The 16,649-nt window shown below is 68.9% G+C and carries 16 protein-coding genes; 7 read left to right on the top strand and 9 right to left on the bottom strand.

Features of this window, described 5'->3' with window-relative positions; translation table 11 throughout:
- On the bottom strand, positions 1-938 hold a 938-nt coding region (locus ABDW59_RS23255; protein ID WP_343633631.1), incomplete at its 3' end, for an acetyl-CoA C-acyltransferase.
- Between ABDW59_RS23255 and ABDW59_RS23250 the strand changes: the two genes are divergently transcribed.
- Positions 937-1,665, top strand: coding sequence for a YjjG family noncanonical pyrimidine nucleotidase (locus tag ABDW59_RS23250; RefSeq protein WP_343633637.1), 729 nt, complete (start codon positions 937-939; stop codon positions 1,663-1,665). The genes ABDW59_RS23255 and ABDW59_RS23250 overlap by 2 nt on opposite strands.
- Here the strand turns inward: ABDW59_RS23250 and ABDW59_RS23245 are convergent.
- Positions 1,659-2,555, bottom strand: a complete 897-nt coding sequence (locus ABDW59_RS23245; protein WP_343633629.1) for a DUF6624 domain-containing protein — start codon at positions 2,553-2,555, stop codon at positions 1,659-1,661. The genes ABDW59_RS23250 and ABDW59_RS23245 overlap by 7 nt on opposite strands.
- Before the next feature lie 31 nt (positions 2,556-2,586).
- Here ABDW59_RS23245 and ABDW59_RS23240 point away from each other — a divergent pair, with 31 nt between their 5' ends.
- On the top strand, positions 2,587-3,462 hold the full coding sequence (locus ABDW59_RS23240; protein WP_343633627.1) for an alpha/beta fold hydrolase: 876 nt from the start codon (positions 2,587-2,589) through the stop codon (positions 3,460-3,462).
- Positions 3,463-3,599: 137 nt separating this feature from the next.
- Positions 3,600-4,934 carry a prolyl oligopeptidase family serine peptidase gene (locus ABDW59_RS23235; RefSeq protein ID WP_343633625.1) on the top strand — a complete coding sequence of 445 codons (1,335 nt, stop codon included), beginning with the start codon at positions 3,600-3,602 and terminating at the stop codon, positions 4,932-4,934.
- 73 nt (positions 4,935-5,007) lie between these two features.
- On the opposite strand, the gene ABDW59_RS23230 is transcribed toward ABDW59_RS23235, so the two are convergent.
- Positions 5,008-5,175 carry a hypothetical protein gene (locus ABDW59_RS23230; RefSeq protein ID WP_343633623.1) on the bottom strand — a complete coding sequence of 56 codons (168 nt, stop codon included), beginning with the start codon at positions 5,173-5,175 and terminating at the stop codon, positions 5,008-5,010.
- A 41-nt stretch (positions 5,176-5,216) separates the two neighbouring features.
- Between ABDW59_RS23230 and ABDW59_RS23225 the strand changes: the two genes are divergently transcribed.
- Positions 5,217-5,462: a hypothetical protein gene (locus ABDW59_RS23225; protein ID WP_343633621.1), complete on the top strand. Its 246-nt coding sequence runs from the start codon at positions 5,217-5,219 to the stop codon at positions 5,460-5,462.
- A 28-nt stretch (positions 5,463-5,490) separates the two neighbouring features.
- Here the strand turns inward: ABDW59_RS23225 and ABDW59_RS23220 are convergent, their stop codons facing one another.
- Positions 5,491-6,282, bottom strand: a complete 792-nt coding sequence (locus ABDW59_RS23220) for an NAD-dependent deacylase (protein WP_343633619.1) — start codon at positions 6,280-6,282, stop codon at positions 5,491-5,493.
- A gap of 159 nt (positions 6,283-6,441) precedes the next feature.
- Here ABDW59_RS23220 and ABDW59_RS23215 point away from each other — a divergent pair, with 159 nt between their 5' ends.
- Entirely contained in the window at positions 6,442-7,368 is a 927-nt protein-coding gene (locus ABDW59_RS23215; RefSeq protein WP_343633617.1) for a M14 family metallocarboxypeptidase, read from the top strand.
- A gap of 84 nt (positions 7,369-7,452) precedes the next feature.
- On the opposite strand, the gene ABDW59_RS23210 is transcribed toward ABDW59_RS23215, so the two are convergent.
- The 4 genes from ABDW59_RS23210 to ABDW59_RS23195 all read right to left on the bottom strand — a co-directional run bounded on the left by ABDW59_RS23210 (position 7,453) and on the right by ABDW59_RS23195 (position 13,873).
- Positions 7,453-7,980: a CesT family type III secretion system chaperone gene (locus tag ABDW59_RS23210; protein WP_343633615.1), complete on the bottom strand. Its 528-nt coding sequence runs from the start codon at positions 7,978-7,980 to the stop codon at positions 7,453-7,455.
- Positions 7,981-8,072: 92 nt separating this feature from the next.
- Positions 8,073-9,512, bottom strand: coding sequence for an efflux transporter outer membrane subunit (locus tag ABDW59_RS23205; RefSeq protein ID WP_343633613.1), 1,440 nt, complete (start codon positions 9,510-9,512; stop codon positions 8,073-8,075).
- Positions 9,509-12,643 carry an efflux RND transporter permease subunit gene (locus ABDW59_RS23200; protein WP_343633611.1) on the bottom strand — a complete coding sequence of 1,045 codons (3,135 nt, stop codon included), beginning with the start codon at positions 12,641-12,643 and terminating at the stop codon, positions 9,509-9,511. Before ABDW59_RS23200 ends, ABDW59_RS23205 begins: the two co-directional genes overlap by 4 nt.
- A gap of 18 nt (positions 12,644-12,661) precedes the next feature.
- Positions 12,662-13,873 carry an efflux RND transporter periplasmic adaptor subunit gene (locus ABDW59_RS23195; RefSeq protein ID WP_343633635.1) on the bottom strand — a complete coding sequence of 404 codons (1,212 nt, stop codon included), beginning with the start codon at positions 13,871-13,873 and terminating at the stop codon, positions 12,662-12,664.
- A gap of 272 nt (positions 13,874-14,145) precedes the next feature.
- Between ABDW59_RS23195 and ABDW59_RS23190 the strand changes: the two genes are divergently transcribed.
- A complete protein-coding gene (locus tag ABDW59_RS23190; RefSeq protein WP_343633609.1) occupies positions 14,146-14,916 on the top strand; it encodes a response regulator in 771 nt (256 codons plus the stop codon).
- A 143-nt stretch (positions 14,917-15,059) separates the two neighbouring features.
- On the top strand, positions 15,060-16,142 hold the full coding sequence (locus ABDW59_RS23185) for an ATP-binding protein (RefSeq protein ID WP_343633633.1): 1,083 nt from the start codon (positions 15,060-15,062) through the stop codon (positions 16,140-16,142).
- On the opposite strand, the gene ABDW59_RS23180 is transcribed toward ABDW59_RS23185, so the two are convergent.
- On the bottom strand, positions 16,066-16,649 hold a 584-nt coding region (locus ABDW59_RS23180; RefSeq protein ID WP_343633607.1), incomplete at its 5' end, for a glycosyltransferase family 4 protein. The two genes, ABDW59_RS23185 and ABDW59_RS23180, sit on opposite strands and share 77 nt — an antisense overlap.

Here is a 16,649-nt window from a genome sequence, read left to right as displayed (position 1 = left end):
ATGTCGTTCACGCTCAGCCCGGCGCGTTGCAGCGCGCGCTGGGTCGCGGGAATGGGCGCCTCCAGCATGATCACCGGGTCATGGCCCATCACGCTCAGGTGATGGATCCGCGCCAGCGGCCCGACGCCCAGCGCCTTCAGGCCGCGCTCGTTGACCACCAGCACGCCGGAGGCGCCGTCGCTGATTTGCGAGGCGCTCGCCGCCGTCAGCAGGCCGTTCTCCGGCTGGATGGTCTTGACCGTGTCGAAGCCCTCGCGGGTCACGTTGAAACGGATGCCCTCGTCCACCGCATGCGGCTCGCCGAGATCGCCCTGCTCCAGGCTGCGCGCCGCCACTGCCACGATCTCCGCGTCGAAGGCGCCGGCCTTGGCGGCATCGATCGCGCGCAGATGGCTCTGATGCGCGTAGTCATCGAGCACCTGTCGCGACAGTCCGTATTTGTGAGCCATGCGCTCGGCCCCGGAGAACTGGCTGAACTCCACGCCCGGATAGCGCCGCTTCATCTCGTCGCTGACGTAGAGGCCGAAGCCGTGCTGCGCCGGCAGCGTCGCCGGCAGGCCCATGGGCACGCGGCTCATGCTCTCGACGCCGGCCGCGATGACCGCGTCCATGGTCCCCGACATCACCGCCTGCGCCGCAAAGTGCAGCGCCTGCTGCGAGGACCCGCACTGCCGGTCCACCGAGGTCCCGGGCACCGACTCCGGCAGCACCGAGGACAGCACCGCGCTGCGCGCCACGTTGAAGGACTGCTGGCCGGCCTGGCCGACGCACCCCATCACCACGTCCTCCACCGCCGCCGGATCGATGCCGGCGCGCGCCACCAGCGCGTTGATCACCTGGCCGGCCAAGTCGGCCGGATGCCAGCCCGATAGCCGCCCGTTGCGACGGCCCGCCGCCGTGCGGGCGACGGCCACGATGTAGGCCTGCGGTGTGCTCATGGATGCCTCCTTTATGCTGCGGCGAATGAAGTACCAGCTCTTCCTATTCGACCTCGACGACACCCTGCTCGACTTCCGCGCCTCCGAGCGTCTGGCCTTCACGCGCACGCTTGCGGAACTCGGGCTCGCGACGGTACCCGACGCCCTGTTCTCCGACTACCAGGATATCAACGTCGACTTGTGGCGCCAGTTCGAGCGCGGTGAGGTGAGCAAGGACCTCCTCAAGGTCGAGCGCTTCCGCCGCACCTTCGCGAAGCACCACCTCGACCTCGACCCCGAGCGCGCCAGCCCCCTCTACCTCGACGGCCTGGCCGACAGCGTCGTCCTCATAGCCGGCGCCCTCGACGCCTGCGCCGAGCTAGCCGCCCTCGGCGAAGTCGGCGTCATCACCAACGGCATCGAGGCCATCCAGCATCGCCGCATCAAGAGCTCGGGCCTGGCGGACCACATCAGTTTCGTCGCGACCTCCGAGGCCTGCGGCCATGCGAAGCCCGATGTCCGCTTCTTCGATTTCGCAGTCCGCAAGGCGCGCGCCTTCGACAAAGCCACGACGGTGATCGTCGGCGACCGCCTGGACGCGGACATCCTCGGCGCCAACCGCTTCGGCATCGAGAGCTGCTGGTTCAATCCTCACGGATTGGCGAACGAGACCGAAGCACGACCGAGCCATGAGATCGACCGCCTGGTACGACTGGGGCCGGTGCTACGCGGCCAGACCGATCACTGATCCGGCTTGCCCCTGACCGCATTCATCATGCAGCCGTAATCGGCGAGCGACATCAGCCCCAACGCCTTCCGATTCGCCTCGATGCGCGCCAGATCCGGAATGTCCTGCGCGTCGATGCCGCCTTTGGCCCAGTTGTTCTGCGAGCCATAAGGCTGCGGTTGCCCGAATCGCACCGCGACCCGGTCACTCAACCGTGCCAGGTCTTGCGCGTTGACCTCGCCGGCCTCGTAACGCTTGCGGAACTCACCCAACGAGATCTTCTGAAACTGCCGATGCTCGTCGGCGTGATGCACCAGCAGCCAGGTCAGGTGCAAGCCGTACTCGCCCACCTGGGCCGCCGTGAACAGACCGTTCTCCGCGAAGACGTCCGTCATCCAGCGGTAGTTGTCCGCGTCGGCCTTCCACACCGCGTTCTTCGACGCCCTGCTGAAGTTCTCGGTGAACAGCGCGCGACGTGCCGCCTGCTCCGTGTCCACGCGGGTCTGCAGCTCCTGCAGCCAGTCGGGCCGCGTGAGCTGGCGCTTGGCGTCGCGCGCCTTCATCGCCTCGTCGCCCTGTTCCGAGTTCGCCTCCACCCATTGCGACGCACCGGGGCAGCGCTCGCGCCAGGACGGTCGCCCATCGCCATCGGCCATCGCCGCGGAGGCCGCCGCCTGCATGATCAGGAAGGAAATCGCGATCCGGCTGAGCCGGCCGAGCGGTCGAATGCCACAGGTCATCAGGAATGAATGAGCGCTTCGGATGGCGCGCACTGTAACCCGCGTAACGGGAGCGACCGGATGCCATTCGAGGAATCGAATCGACACTTGCCGGCTTCCTGGCTCATTGGATCTATCCGGAATGCTCCACCGCAGGCAATTGCTCGCCACGGCCTTGGCGCCGATGCTCATGCCCTCCTCCACCGCATTCGCAACCCCCGCTTTGCCGGAGGCATCCGGGCCCTACGCGCTGCCCAACACGCTGGTCCATCCCTTGCCGGATCCGGTGAGCGGTCGACGCTACGAGGTCTGGATCGACCTGCCGCCTGGCATGCCCGCAAATGGATCGAGCGGCGCAAGCGGCGCGGGCGCTCCGCTTCGCCCTGCGGTCTTCGTGACCGACGCGCCCTACGCCTTCCCCATGGTTCGCGCGTTGCGCAATCGGGTCGGACAGCGTGGACAGAACCTCGCCGACTTCATCGTGGTCGGTCTGGCGGGACCGGCGGATGAATCCGCAGTGGACATGCGGTCGCGCGACTACACGCCGACGAATCCCCTGCTCAATCCGAATCGCTCGTCCAAGCATTACGGCGCACCGGGCTACGGCGGCGGCGCCGCGTATCTGAAGTACCTCGCCGAGCTCGCCATCCCGGCGGTGTCGGAGCGCTACCGCATCGATCCGAAACGACGCGTGATCCTGGGCCATTCCTATGGCGCATTGCTCGCGGCGCAGATCCTGTTCGAGCGGCCTGAGCTTTTCAGCCATTACATCCTGGGCAGCCCGTCGCTCTGGTTCGACCGTCGCGTGATGTTCCAGCGGGAGGCCGAGTACGCGGCGGCCCACAAGGACCTCGCGGCCAATATTTTCCAGTACGTCGGCGCCTATGAGGCGATCGCGCCCGGTCCGCGATTCAACAAGGATGCCGACTTGGTGGCCGACGCTTTGCGCTTCCAATCGATGCTGCGCAAACGCCGCTATCGCTCGCTGCGTATCGAAAGTCATGTGCTGGCCGGCGAGGATCACCTCACCGTCGCACCGGTGGGCGCAACGCAGGGACTGCTCTGGGCATTGCCGGGTCGTGGCCCTTACGAGGCCTGAGCGGCGACGAATTCGTTTCGTCCGTCGCCCACGCATCTCGTCCACGCGCAGCGGCGGCACGTCGGCTCCGCCTCGCCGCTTGATTGGCCGGTCTCGACACTCCGCGAGTTCCATCCCTACAGACCTCGAGGAGAGACATGAAATCACTGACCCTGATCTCGCTGTGCGGCCTGGCCGCCCTGCCATTCACCGCGACTGCGCAAGCCACCGCGCCGCAATCGACCGCCAATTGCGCGGCCGGCGTCTATCGACTCGACGACGGTCGGACCTTGGACCTCGCCCCATCGCGGGCCGGGTTCTTGCGCTGGACCTCGTTCTCCGGAGAGATCGGGCGACTGACGCAGCAGGCCGACGGCTCCTGGCGCAACACGATCGGATGGGGCGACAAGCCGGCGGCCGAGACGCTGTCCGCCATCGATTGCGAGAAGGGAGAGATCGTCTACGGCAGCACGAAGGGAAAGCGACTCGCCTTCGACATCACCGAGACGAGCTTCGATGCCGGCGGCGTGAAGCTACTGGGCCGGCTGGTCATGCCCAAGGGCACGGGGCCGGTGCCCGTGGTCGTGCTGGTCCAAGGATCGGAGGCGGATTCAGCGCGGGACACGCTCGGCATGCAGCGCACCTTCCCGGCGGAAGGCGTCGGGACGTTCGTCTATGACAAGCGGGGCACGGGTGGCTCCGGTGGCGCCTATACGCAAGACCTGGAACTGCTGGCGGACGACGCCGTGAAAGCGATGAAGGAAGCCCGTCGACTCGCCGGCGCGCGCGCGGGTCGAATCGGCTATCAGGGCGGCAGTCAAGGTGGATGGGTCGTGCCATTGGCGGCGAATCAGGCGCCGGTCGATTTCGCCATCGTGAGTTTTGGACTGACCGTGTCGATGCTGGAGCAGGACAAGCAAAGCGTCATGAGCGACATGCGGGCCAAGGGCCATTCGCCGGCGGATACGGCCAAGGCGCTGGAGCTGACTCGCGCGGCGCAACGGGTGCTCGAGTCGCGCGGAAAGGAAGGTTACGAGGCCTTCGACGCGCTGCGAGAGAAGTACCGCGCGGAGCCTTGGTTCAAGGATGTCCACGGCAATCTGCTGCACATCATCCTGCCGCTGAACAAGCAGCAGATTGAGGAAGCGGTCGCGACCCAGTACAACTTCGCGGTGTCCTTCCGCTATGACCCGATGCCGACCTTGCGGGCGTCGACGACGCCGCAGCTGTGGGTGCTGGCGGCGGACGACCGGACCGCGCCGAGCGCCTCGTCCGCGGCGGCCATTCGCTCATTGATGTCGCAAGGCATGGATTACACGCTTGCGGTGTATCCGAAGACCGATCACGGCATGGTGCAGTTCGAGGTGGATGCCGATGGGAAGCGGGTGTCGACGCGATTCCCGGAAGGCTACTTCCGCATGATGCGGGACTTCATGCGCGACGGCAGGATCGGCGCCTCCTACGGCGATGCGGGGATTGCGCGGGCGAGGTGAGGCGAGCCTTGTCGCGGACAAGTGCAAGGATGGCTGCACGTCGGTTTGAGCCGCCCGCAGGCCGACTCGCTCTTCAGCGATCGGCGCTGCCCAAGTGGGCCAGAAGCCGATCCGCGTCAGGCTCACTCGCCACATGCACGATCACCAACCCGTCGAGGCTGAGCGCCGGGTGCTTGGCGTACTCATTCGAGAACTCGAACACCTCGGCCAATGATTCGCCGGGGTGCCAGGTCGTGATCACGAGTTCCTCGGGCTGGGGATCCTCGTAGCGATTCCGCTCCAATGACGCCATGTCCACCGCGTCATCCCACGCATTGGCGTTCTCTCCCCACGCCATCATGTAGCGGCAACCCGCAGGGCAAGCGGCTGAGCTCAGCCCCCAACTTCTACGACGAGCGCGAGCTCGACTACCGGATTCAATCGGCCGATGGGCGCTATGCCATTCGATTCCAGACCGGCGAAGGCAAGGTCAGCGCCATCCTGGCCGGCGACGCGAAGGCGGTGGCCTATGTCGAGGGCTGCCTTTGAAGCGTCGCCAAAGAGATCGGCGAGCCCCTCAGCCCTCTCGCCCCAACCACTGCGCCAACACCGGCAGCCCCATCGCCGCCGTCGTCTGCCATCGGTAGGCCACCTGGGTCGCGACCTCGCCCGCCTGTGGATTGATCTCGATGATGACCGCGTCCTTCGGCGCCAGCCGCACCATGCCCGCCGCCGGATAGACGACGCCGGAGGTCCCCACGATCAAGAGCAGATCGCACTCGGCGATTCGATTCGCCGCGGCATTCACCACCGACTCGTCGAGCGCCTCGCCGAACCACACCACGCCGGGCCGGATCGACCCCATCTTGCAGTGCTCGCAAGACGGCGGCGTCAAGCGCCGCTGCGCCTGAGGCGGCGGATCCGCCAGCGCCTGCCTCGCACCGCAACGATCGCAGCTTGACGCGAACAGGCTCCCGTGCAGATGCAGGGTTCCCTCGACACCCGCCCGCTCATGCAAATCGTCGACGTTCTGCGTCACGACCTGGGCACCGTGCTCCCGCTGCAACCGAGCCACCGCCAGGTGACCGGGATTCGGCGGCGCGGCCATGACCTGACCGCGCCGCCATTCATACCAGCCCCACACCGTCTCCTTGTCCCGCCGCCAGGCCTCGGGCGTCGCGAGCTGCTGCGGATCGAACTCGCCCCACAGACCATTGCTGCCGGACCGGAAGGTCGGAATGCCGCTGTCCGCCGACATGCCCGCGCCGCTGAACACGACGATGCGCTCGAAGCGCCGCGCCCGCAGCCGGCGCAGGACCTCGGGCAGCGCGTCCGCGGTGCCTGATGGCGATGGGTGGTGGGTGTCCATGTCGTCCTTCCGTCTTTCTCCATTCAGAGCCGGTCAAGCCTACCTGCATTCGACGATGACGTCCGGTCTTGCCCGCCGGTCTGCCGACTGGTTTGCCGACTGGTTTGCCGACTGGCGTATCGTCCCGCCCTTGGCATTCATTCGAAGCAGGCAGCAGGCATGACTTCCTCCACCCCCTTCTATCCCATCGGCACCCCGGGCGTTCCCTGGGGCGACGCGGAGCGCGCCGCCTGGCGCGACCGTCAGGTGCGCTCGCGCCGCTACACGCAAGACGTGACCCCGCGCATCGAGGCGCTGGCCGACCGCTTCGAGCGGGTCCGCTACGGCGAGTTGAGCTACGGACCGGACCACTACGAGCTGTTCGCGCTCAAGAGCAAGACCTGGAACCCGGCATTGCCCGTGGCGTTGGTGACCGGCGGCGTCCACGGCTACGAGACCAGCGGCGTGACCGGTGCCTTGCGCTTCGCGGAGGAACACGCGCACCAGTACGCCGGACAGGTCAATCTGATCATCGCGCCCTGCGTCAGCCCTTGGGCTTACGAGCGCGTCGCGCGCTGGAACTATCACGCGATCGACCCGAACCGGAACTTCGGCGCGACGCGCCAGGCGGCGGAGTCCTCGGCGCTGATCGAACTGCTGGCGCCCTATGCCGGCCAGTTCCTGCTGCACATCGACCTGCACGAAACGACCGACACCGACGCCAGCGAGTTCCGACCGGCGCTGTGTGCCCGCGACGGCAAGCCCTTCGAGCCCGATGTCATCCCCGACGGTTTCTACCTGGTCGGCGACAGCGAGACCTCGCGGCTCGACTTCCAGCAGGCCATCATCGAAGCGGTCCGCCAGGTCACGCACATCGCGCCGGCCGACGAGAAGGGCCTGATCATCGGATCGCCGGTGATCTCGGAAGGCGTGATCGAGTTCCCCGTGCGGAACTCCGGGCTCTGCGCGTCGCTGACGCGCGCGAAGTTCTCGACCACGACCGAGGTCTATCCCGACAGCCCGCGCACCAATCCGCGCGAGTGCGAGGAGGCGCAGGTCGTCGCCGTGCACACGGCCTTGGCCTTCGCGCTCACGCACGCGAGTTGAGCGCGCAGGTCGGGCAGCGGGCTACGCGGCCAGATCAGCGGGCCACGAGTTCCTTGGCCCGCTTGAGGTTCTCGGCGGTCAGCTTCATGCCTGCCTCCGACGGCGCAGCAGCAGAGCAACAGTGCCGGCCGTCTCCGGCACCACGATGCTCGCGTCAACGCGGACGGCTGCGGCCAGGTCCATCAGCGCCTCGACCGCCTCGGCGAAGTCCTCCGGCTCCAGCGTCAGCGGTAGTTCATGAATCAGGACGAACTGCCGTCGCAGCCCGTCCGCCGCGATCACCGCGCCGTCCAGCGCGGCACGGTCGGCGTTGATGCGCAACAGCCGCATCGCGAGCGCGCCTTGCGGATCGTCGGCCGGAAAGGACAGGATGGGCGTGACCACGATCACGCGGTCCTGGGCGCTGGAGAGCTCGACCACGAGTTGGACCGCGTGACTGGCGTCGGTCAGGATCAGCGTCCCGTCCTGCGCCTCCAGGTCGGAGGCGGTACGTGCGGAGAGCGCCTCCAGGTAGGCGGCGAAGCGGGCGGCGCTGTCCCCAGCGTTGTGGCCGGCGTTGTGGCCCTGGACGAACGAGACGGTGGGTTCGTCGGATCGATTCGGATCGCTCATGGTGGTTGCGGGGAGTGGAAACCGGGGTCAGTCCCAGGCTCCCCCCGCCCGTTCCTCATGCGGCGCCGCCCTCATCGACAGGATGTCCGGGATCAACTGCCCATTTCCACCAGCCCGCCTCCCAAAGCCTTGTAGAGCCCGATCGCGTTGGCGATCTCCTCGCGCCGCAGATCGAGCAGCGCCTGCCTCGACGCATACAGCTGCCGCTGCGCGTCCAGCACTTCCAGCCGGCTGTCGACGCCCGCCCGATAGCGCATGTCGGCCAGCGCCGCGCGACGTTCCGCTGCGGCGGCCGCGCGCTGCTGCGCCTCGGCCTGCCGCGCATACAGATCGCGCCCGGACAGTCCATCCGCCACCTCGCGGAAGGCCTGCTGCACGGCGCGCTCGTACTCGAGCACCGCCGCCGACTTGCGGATCTCCGCCAATCGCAGCTCCGCTTTCAGCTGGCCCGCCGCGAACAGCGGCTGCGTGATCTGCGGTGCGAAGGACCAGACCCCGGAGCCGCTCTTGAACAAGCCCTTCAGGCCCGGACTGGCCGTTCCCGCCGAGGCCGTCAGCGACAGCCGCGGGAAGAATGCCGCGCGCGCCACGCCGATCTCGGCGTTGGCGGCCACCAGCGCCAGCTCCGCTTGCCGGACGTCCGGCCGCCGCGTCAGCGTCGACGAGGGCAAGCCCGCCGGAAGCTGCGTCAGCACGGATGCCTCCATCAACCCCGCGCCCTCGGGGAGATCGGACGGCAGCGCCTGCCCGATGAGCGCGGCCAGCGCATGCCCGCGGACCTCGGCCTCACGCTGGCGCGCCTCGCGATCGGCTTCGGAGCCGGCCACCTGCGCCTCCGCTTGCGACAGTTCCAGCGCGCCAGTCTGATTGGCCGCCTTCAGCTGCCGCACCAGCGCGAGCGAGCCGCGCCAATCCTCGACCGTGCGCTCCGACAGCGCCAGCTGCGCCTGCGCCAGTCGCTCGGCAAAGTAGGCATCTGCGACCGCGCCCACCAGGCTGATCTGGGCCGAGCGACGCCCCTGCTCCGAGGCCATGTAGCGCGCCAGCGCCGCCTCGGAGCCCGCGCGCACGCGGCCGAAGAGATCGAGTTCGAAGGCCGTGATGCCGACGCCCAGGCCTGCCGTGGTCTGCACGCTGGACACGCCGCCGGTGTTGCTGCGCTCACGCGTGCCGTTGGCCGCGAGGCCCAGTTGCGGCAGCTGTGCCGAGCGCTGGATGTCGTACTGCGCCCGCACCGCGTCCACGTTGAGCGCCGCCAGCTTCAGATCGCGGTTGTTGCGCAGCGCGATCTCGATGAGTCGCTGCAGGCGCGGGTCCTGGAACATCGCGCGCCAGCCGATCTCGGCGGCCACCGCATCGGCGTCCGGTCGATCACGGCGCCTCGCCTCATCGCCAGTCGCGGGCTCATCGCGTTGCGACAGCAGATCGCGCTGCGGGAAATGCGTCGGCACCGGCAGCGCCGGGTGCTCCAGCGGCGGCGTCATCGCGCAGGCCGACAGGCCCAGCGCGGTCACGAGAACGAGAAACCTCATGCTTGCTCACTCGAAATGAAGGACGGCTTGCGGCGCTCGCGCCAGGCAGCGATGCGCTCGCGCAAGCTCATCACGAAGACGAAGAAGACCGGGACGAAGAGCACCGCCAGCACCGTGGCCGCGACCATGCCGCCGAAGACGCCGGTGCCGATGGCGCGCTGGGTCTCGGCGCTGGCGCCGGAGGCCAGCATCAGCGGAACCACGCCCAGCACGAAGGCCAGCGAGGTCATCAGGATGGGCCGCAGCCGCATGCGCGAGGCGGTGATCACCGCGTCCACCAGTCCGCGGCCCTCCTCGCGCAGCTGCTTGGCGAACTCCACGATCAGGATCGCGTTCTTCGCCGACAGGCCGATCACCGTGATCATCCCGACCTTGAAGAAGACGTCGTTGGGCAGGCCGCGCAGGAACACCGCCGCCACCGCGCCGATCAGGCCCAGCGGCACGACCAGCATCACCGACACCGGAATCGCCCAACTCTCATAAAGCGCCGCCAGCACCAGGAACACGACCAGCATCGAGAGCGCGAGCAGCATCGGCGCCTGGGCGGCGGACTCGCGCTCCTGCAGCGACTGGCCGGTCCAGGCCACGCTGAAGCCCGGCGGCAGCTGCTGGGCAAGCCGCTCCATCTCGGCCATCGCCTCGCCGCTGGACGCCGGATAGTTGGCGTAGCCGGCGATGCGCGCCGCCAGGTAGCCCTGGTAGCGCACCAGCTGCAGCGGCGCCTCGCTCCAGGCCGGGTGGACGAGCTCGGACAGGCGCACCAGCCCGCCCGCGCTGTTGCGCACCGTCAGCTTGAGCACGTCGTCCAGCTGCATCCGCGTGCTCGCATCGGCCTGCACGATGACCTGCTGCATGCGGCCCTTGTTGGGGAAGTCGTTGACGTAGAGCGAGCCCATCGCCGTCGACAAGGTGTCGCTGATGTCGCTGAACTCCACGCCCAGCGTCTGCGCCTTCTGGCGGTCGATGTCCAGCTTGACGCTCACGCCCGGCGGCAGTCCTTCCGGATACACGCCCGCCACCAGCTTGCTCTGCGCCGCCAGCTCCAGCAGCTTGGCCTGCGCCGCCTTCAGCGCCTCGTAGCCCTGGTTGGACTGGTCGATCAGCCGCATCGTGAAACCGTAGGAATTGCCCAGCTCCTCGATCGCCGGCGGCATCACCGACATCACCGTGCCTTCGACGCCGGCCACCGCGGCCTGCGCGCGGGCCGCCTCGTCGGCGGTCGTCGCGTTGCCGCGCGACTGCCAGTCCTTGAGGTTGGTGAAGGCCATCGCCGCGTTCGGCCCGGAGCCCGCGAAGCCGAAGCCCAGCACCGACATGTTGGAGTCGATGCCCGGGCGCGTGGCGAGGTGGCGCTCATAGACGCGCACCGCGTCCATCGTGCGTTCGGCCGTGGCGTCCGCGGGCAACTGGAAGATGGTCATGAAGTAGCCCTGGTCCTCCTCCGGCAGGAAGGACGACGGCAGGATGCGCAGCCCCGCGACCAGCACGGCGGTCAGCGCCGCGAAGACCAGCATCATCCGGCCGCTGCGGGCGACCAGCCGGCCCACGCCATTGGCATAGCGGCCGGTGAGCCGGTCGAAGCGGCGGTTGAACCAGCCGAAGAAGCCGCGCTTCTCGTGATGGCCCGCCGGAATGGGCTTGAGCAGCGTGGCGCAGAGCGCGGGCGTCAGGCTCAGCGCGAGGAAGGCCGAGAACAGGATGGACACCGCCATCGACAGCGTGAACTGCTTGTAGATCACGCCGACCGATCCGCTGGAGAAGGCCATGGGCAGGAAGACCGCCGTCAGCACCAGCGTGATGCCGACCACCGCGCCGGTGATCTCGCGCATGGCCTTGATCGTGGCTTCGCGCGGGCCCAGCCCTTCCTCGGCCATCAGGCGCTCGACGTTCTCGACCACGACGATGGCGTCGTCGACGATGATGCCGATGGCCAGGACCATCCCGAACATGGTGAGCACGTTCACCGAGAAGCCCGCCACCAGCATCACCGCCAAGGTCCCCAGCAGCGCGATGGGCGCGACGATGGCCGGGATCAGCGTGTAGCGGATGTTCTGCAGGAACAGGTACATCACCAGGAAGACCAGCACCATGGCCTCGGCCAGGGTCTGCACCACCTTCTCGATCGAGATCTTCACGAAGGGCGCGGTATTGAAAGGCACCGAATAGCTCGAGCCCTTGGGAAGCGAGGGCTTGAGCTCCTCCAAACGGTCGAGCACGCGCTGCGCGGTCTTGACCGCGTTGCCGCCCGGCGTGAGCTGGACGCTGAGCGCGGTCGCGGTCTTGCCGTCCTCGCTGGTGCGGAAGTTGTAATCCTGGGCGCCCAGCTCCACGCGCGCGACGTCGCGCAGCAGCACGCGCGAGCCGTCGGCGTTGGCGCGCAGCACGACGGCGGCGAACTCCTCCACCGATCCCAGCTGGCCCTGCACCGTCAGCGGCACGGTCACGCGCTGGCCGCGCACGGCCGGCGAATCGCCTAGCCGCCCCGGTGAGATCTGCGCGTTCTGGCGAGTGATGGCGGCGCTGATGTCGCTCATGGACAGGCCGAAGCCGACCAGCTTGGCCGGGTCGACCCAGATGCGCATCGCCTGCTCCGCGCCGAAGAGCTGCACGCGGCCCACGCCCTCGATGCGGCGCAGCTCCTCGACGGTGTTGCGCGCCATGTAGTCGCTGAGCGCGGTCTCGTCGACCGTGCCGTCGTCCGAGCGCAGGCCCACGATCATCAGGAAGCCGGACGAGGCGGACTCGATGTTCAGGCCGTTCTGGCGCACCGCCTGCGGCAACCGGGGCTCGATGGACTTCAGCTTGTTCTGCACGTCCACCTGGGCCATCTCCGGGTCGGTGCCCGGCTTGAAGGTCGCGGTGACCGAGGCCGATCCGGAGGTGTCGGCGGAGGACTCGAAGTACAGCAGGTGCTTGACGCTGGAGAGCTCGCGCTCGATCAGGCCGACGACGCCGTCGTTCATGGCCTGCGGCGTCGCGCCGGGATAGGTCGCGGTGATGGTCACCGAGGGCGGCGCCACCGAGGGATAGCGCGCGATCGGCAGCTGCGGGATCGCGATGAGCCCGAACAGCACGATGAACAGCGCGATGACCCAGGCGAAGACGGGTCGCTTGATGAAGAACTCAGGCATGACGGATCTCCCGGGCGATCACTGCGCGATCGGCGCGGAGGCGGCCGAGACCGGCGCCGCAGCCGAGGCCAGCTGCACCTTCACGCCCTCGGCGAGCCGCTCCATGCCGGTGACGACGACGCGGTCGCCCGCGCGCACGCCCTTCACGACGCGGTACTGGCGGTCGACGAGCTCGCCGAGCGTCACGTCCGCGAGGCGCGCGTGGTCATTGCGGGACAGCACCCAGACCTTGGCCGCGTCGCCCGCGCGCACCACGGCCTGCTGCGGCACCCGCAGCGCCTGCTCGTAGCTGGCCATCGGGATGCGCGCTCGAACGAACATGCCCGGCAGCAGGTCGCGGCGCGGGTTCTCGACCAGCACGCGCAGCAGCACGTCACCGGTGCTCGCGTCCACCGACATGCCGGAGAACAGCACCTTGGCCTTCAGGTCGTAGGCCTCGCCGCCGGAGCGCAGCACGGTCGCGGGAATGCCGCTGCCCAAGCCCGTTGCGTTGGCCTTGCCGTTTGCGTTGGCGTTGGCGTTTGCGTTGGCATTGCCGTCGGCGTTGGCGGTGTGGCCACCCCCTGCTCGCTTCGCGACGTCGAGCTGATGCCGAATGCCGTCCAGCGCCGACGCCGGCTGCCGGACGTCCACATAGACCTGATCGATCTGAACGATGCGCGCGAGCGGCGTCGCATCGGAGGCGGCCACCAGCGCGCCTTCGGTCTGCAGCGCCTGGTCGATGCGGCCCGAAATGGGCGCGTCGACGGTGGAGAACGCGACGTCCAGCTTGCGGCGCTCATGCGTCGCGCGGGCCTGCGCCACGTCGGCGGCGGCGAGGTCGCGCTCGGTGATCGCGTCGTCATAGGCCTGGCGGCTGACGGCTTCCGCCTTGGCCAGCGGCGCCAGCCGATCCACCTGCAGCTGCGTGCGCGCCAGCGAGGCCTCGGCCCGCTTCAGCGCCGCCGCGGCGACGGCCGCCTCGGCCTTGAAGGGCGCGGCGTTGATCGCGAACAGCGCTTGCCCGGCGCGCACCTCGGCGCCCTCCTGGAACAGGCGGCGCTGCACGATGCCGGACACCTGCGGACGGATCTCCGCCACGCGCAGCGCGGCCACGCGGCCGGGGAAGGTCTCGGTGACGGTCAGCGACTCCGGCTGGAGCGTGGCGATGCTCACCACCGGCGGGGGCGCGGGCGGCGGCGCTTCCTCGGCGGCGCTCTCCATGCCGCAGGCGCCCAGCATCGCGGCCATGGCCAGCACGCTCAGGCTGCTCTGCAAGGTCAGCGCGCCGGCCGCGCGCAGCGCCGGATCGGCGCAGGGCTCCGGGGACGTGTCGGCGGCCTCCTCGCCGCGCCGGTTCCAAGGCATTCGATGCTTCATGTCGTTGTCGCTTTCAGACTTCAGGACGGATGGCGAGCGCTGTCGCCGTGATGCCTTGCAGTCTGCGCAGCGACGATGGAGGTGCCGCTGAGGTTCTGTGGAGATTCGATGGAGGCGCCCGAGCGGGGAGAGAATTCCGCCCCATGACGGATCCGTTCGCCTCTTCCTCGTCCCCTTCCGCCTCCTCGCCTGCCTCGTCGTCGAGCTGCGCGAGCGCCTCCAGCTCGCTGATCCTGATCGTGGAGGACGAGCCCGAGATCGCCGACATCCTCCAGGCCTATCTGGAGCGCGAGGGCCTGCGCACCGCGCGCGCCACCGACGGCCGGCGGGCGCTGGAGGGGCACCAGTCGCTCAAGCCGGACCTGGTGCTGCTGGACGTGCAGATGCCGTTGCTGGACGGCTGGCAGGTGCTGGCCGCGATCCGGCAGCGCGGCGACACGCCGGTGATCATGCTGACCGCGCTCGATCAGGACATCGACAAGCTCACCGGGCTGCGCATCGGCGCGGACGATTACGTGGTCAAGCCCTTCAATCCGGCGGAGGTCGTCGCCCGCGTGCATGCGGTGCTGCGTCGCGCGGGCCGGCCCAGTCGCCCGCCCGGCCAGGTGCTGCGCGTGCCGCCCTTCGAGATCGACCAGGAGAACCACGTGGCCACCGTGGCGGTCGAGGGCGAGGTCCACACACTCGCGCTGACGCTGACCGAGTTCCGGCTGCTGGCCGAGATGGCGCGCCACCCCAGGCGCGCCTATAGCCGCGCCGAGCTGCTGGAGGCCTGCCTGCCCGAAGGCGAGGCCTTGGAGCGCACGGTCGACAGCCATGTCAGCAAGCTGCGTCGCAAGCTGGAGGAACTGGGCGTGAGCGGCGTGCCCGCCAGCGTGCGCGGCATCGGCTACCGCTTCCGGGGCGTGGAATGAAGATCGGTCGCGACGCCCGCTGGGCGATGAGCAGCGCGCCGGCGGATGTCGTCGGTGGGGCGGGCGCTGCGGGCGGTCATGGCGCGGGCGGCGCGGATGCCTCGACCGTCGCCGCCGCGGGCAGCCTGAGCCGGCGCATCGTGATGTCGATGACGATGGTGGCGTTCTGGTTGACGGCGATGGTGATCGGCGGCTCCTTCGCCTTCTATTACCTGATGTCCAAGTTCCAGCCCTGGGTGCTGGAGACCGAAAGCTGGGAGCTCACCCCGCCCGAGATCGCCTGGATGATCGTCACCACGGTCGCGGCGATGTCGGGCGCGGCCTGGGTCGCGGCGCGTCTGGCGCGGCGCATCCTGGTGCCGCTGAACTCGGTGGCCGAGTGCATCCAGCGCGTGGCCGCCGGCGATCTGGGCGCGCGCGCCGTCGGCGGCGATCTGTCGCTGGGCGAGGCCTCGCGGCTGGTGGAGGATTTCAACTCCATGGCGGATCAGCTGGAGCGCGTCACGCAGGAGAAGGCGCAGTGGAATGCCGCGATCGCGCATGAGCTGCGCACGCCGGTGACCATCCTGCGCGGGCGGCTGCAAGGCCTGGCCGACGGCGTCTTCGAACCCTCCGAGGAGCAGTTCCGCAAGCTGCTGACACAGGTCGAGGGCCTGACGCGCCTGATCGAGGACCTGCGCACGTTGGGGTTGTCGGAGAGCGGCCATCTGCTGATGCACATCGTGGAGACGGATCTGGGCGAGGAAGTCCGACAGGTCACCGATGTCTACGAGCACGCGATGCGGGCGGCGGGTCAGCGCATCGAGCTGGACTTGCCGCCGGCGCGCGCGCATTGCGATCCGGTGCGCATTCGGCAAGTGCTGCTGGCGCTGCTGGAGAACGCGTGCAAGTACGCGGTGCCGGGCGTGGTGCGGGTGCATGCGGGCGTGTCCGGCGGCAGCTGCGTGCTGCGCGTCGAGGACGAGGGGCCGGGCGTGCCGGCCGCGGCGGCGCAGCGCGTGTTCGATGCCTTCTGGCGCGCGGAGAGCTCGCGCTCGCGCGACGGCGGCGGGACGGGCTTGGGACTGGCGGTGGTGGGTGCGATCGCCCGCGCGCATCGCGGTCAGGCGGTCTGCGTGCCCTCGCCGCTGGGCGGGACGGCCATCGAGCTCACTTGGCCGAATGGTCCGGCGGTTCTGACGACGCCTGTGCAGATGCCGATGCCGTCGCCGGCGCCATCGGCATGAGACGCCGAGGCCGCCACGCGCCGCCCGAGATCAGCGATCGGTAGAAGGATTCGATGCGCGCGACGGCGGCGTCGCGCTCGTACAGGCCGAGCTCGTAGCTCACGCGCGCTCGCACGGGTCGCGTGCCCGGGATGGGCATGCGCAAGCCGCGAATGCGCGCCAGCAAGGCGGCGCTCAGTGCGCCGACGTCGCCGATGGGCACCAGGGTGGCGTGCTCGTCCGACAGGAGCTGTCGTGCGCCGCGGGTGCGCGTCGCGACGATGGGCAGCTCGGCTCGCATCGCTTGCAGCAGCGCCGGAGACGATTCGTTGTCGCGCGCCGGGGAGACGAACAGGTCCATCGCTTCGAGCGAGGCATCGAGCCCTGCGTCATCCTGGCTGTCCAGGAAATGGATGCCGGGATGGCGATCGGCCAGGCGCTTGAGCGCCCTCGCCTGCCGGCCTTCGCCGAGGATGGCCAGCACCGCGTGGCCCGGCGCGGATTGCACGAAGGCGCGGATGAGCAGAT

It is taken from the genome of Roseateles sp. (assembly GCF_039595295.1).
Classification (GTDB): Bacteria; Pseudomonadota; Gammaproteobacteria; order Burkholderiales; family Burkholderiaceae_C; genus Roseateles.
Note: the sequence above shows the minus strand (reverse complement) of the source record. Positions and strands in the feature narration are given on the sequence as shown.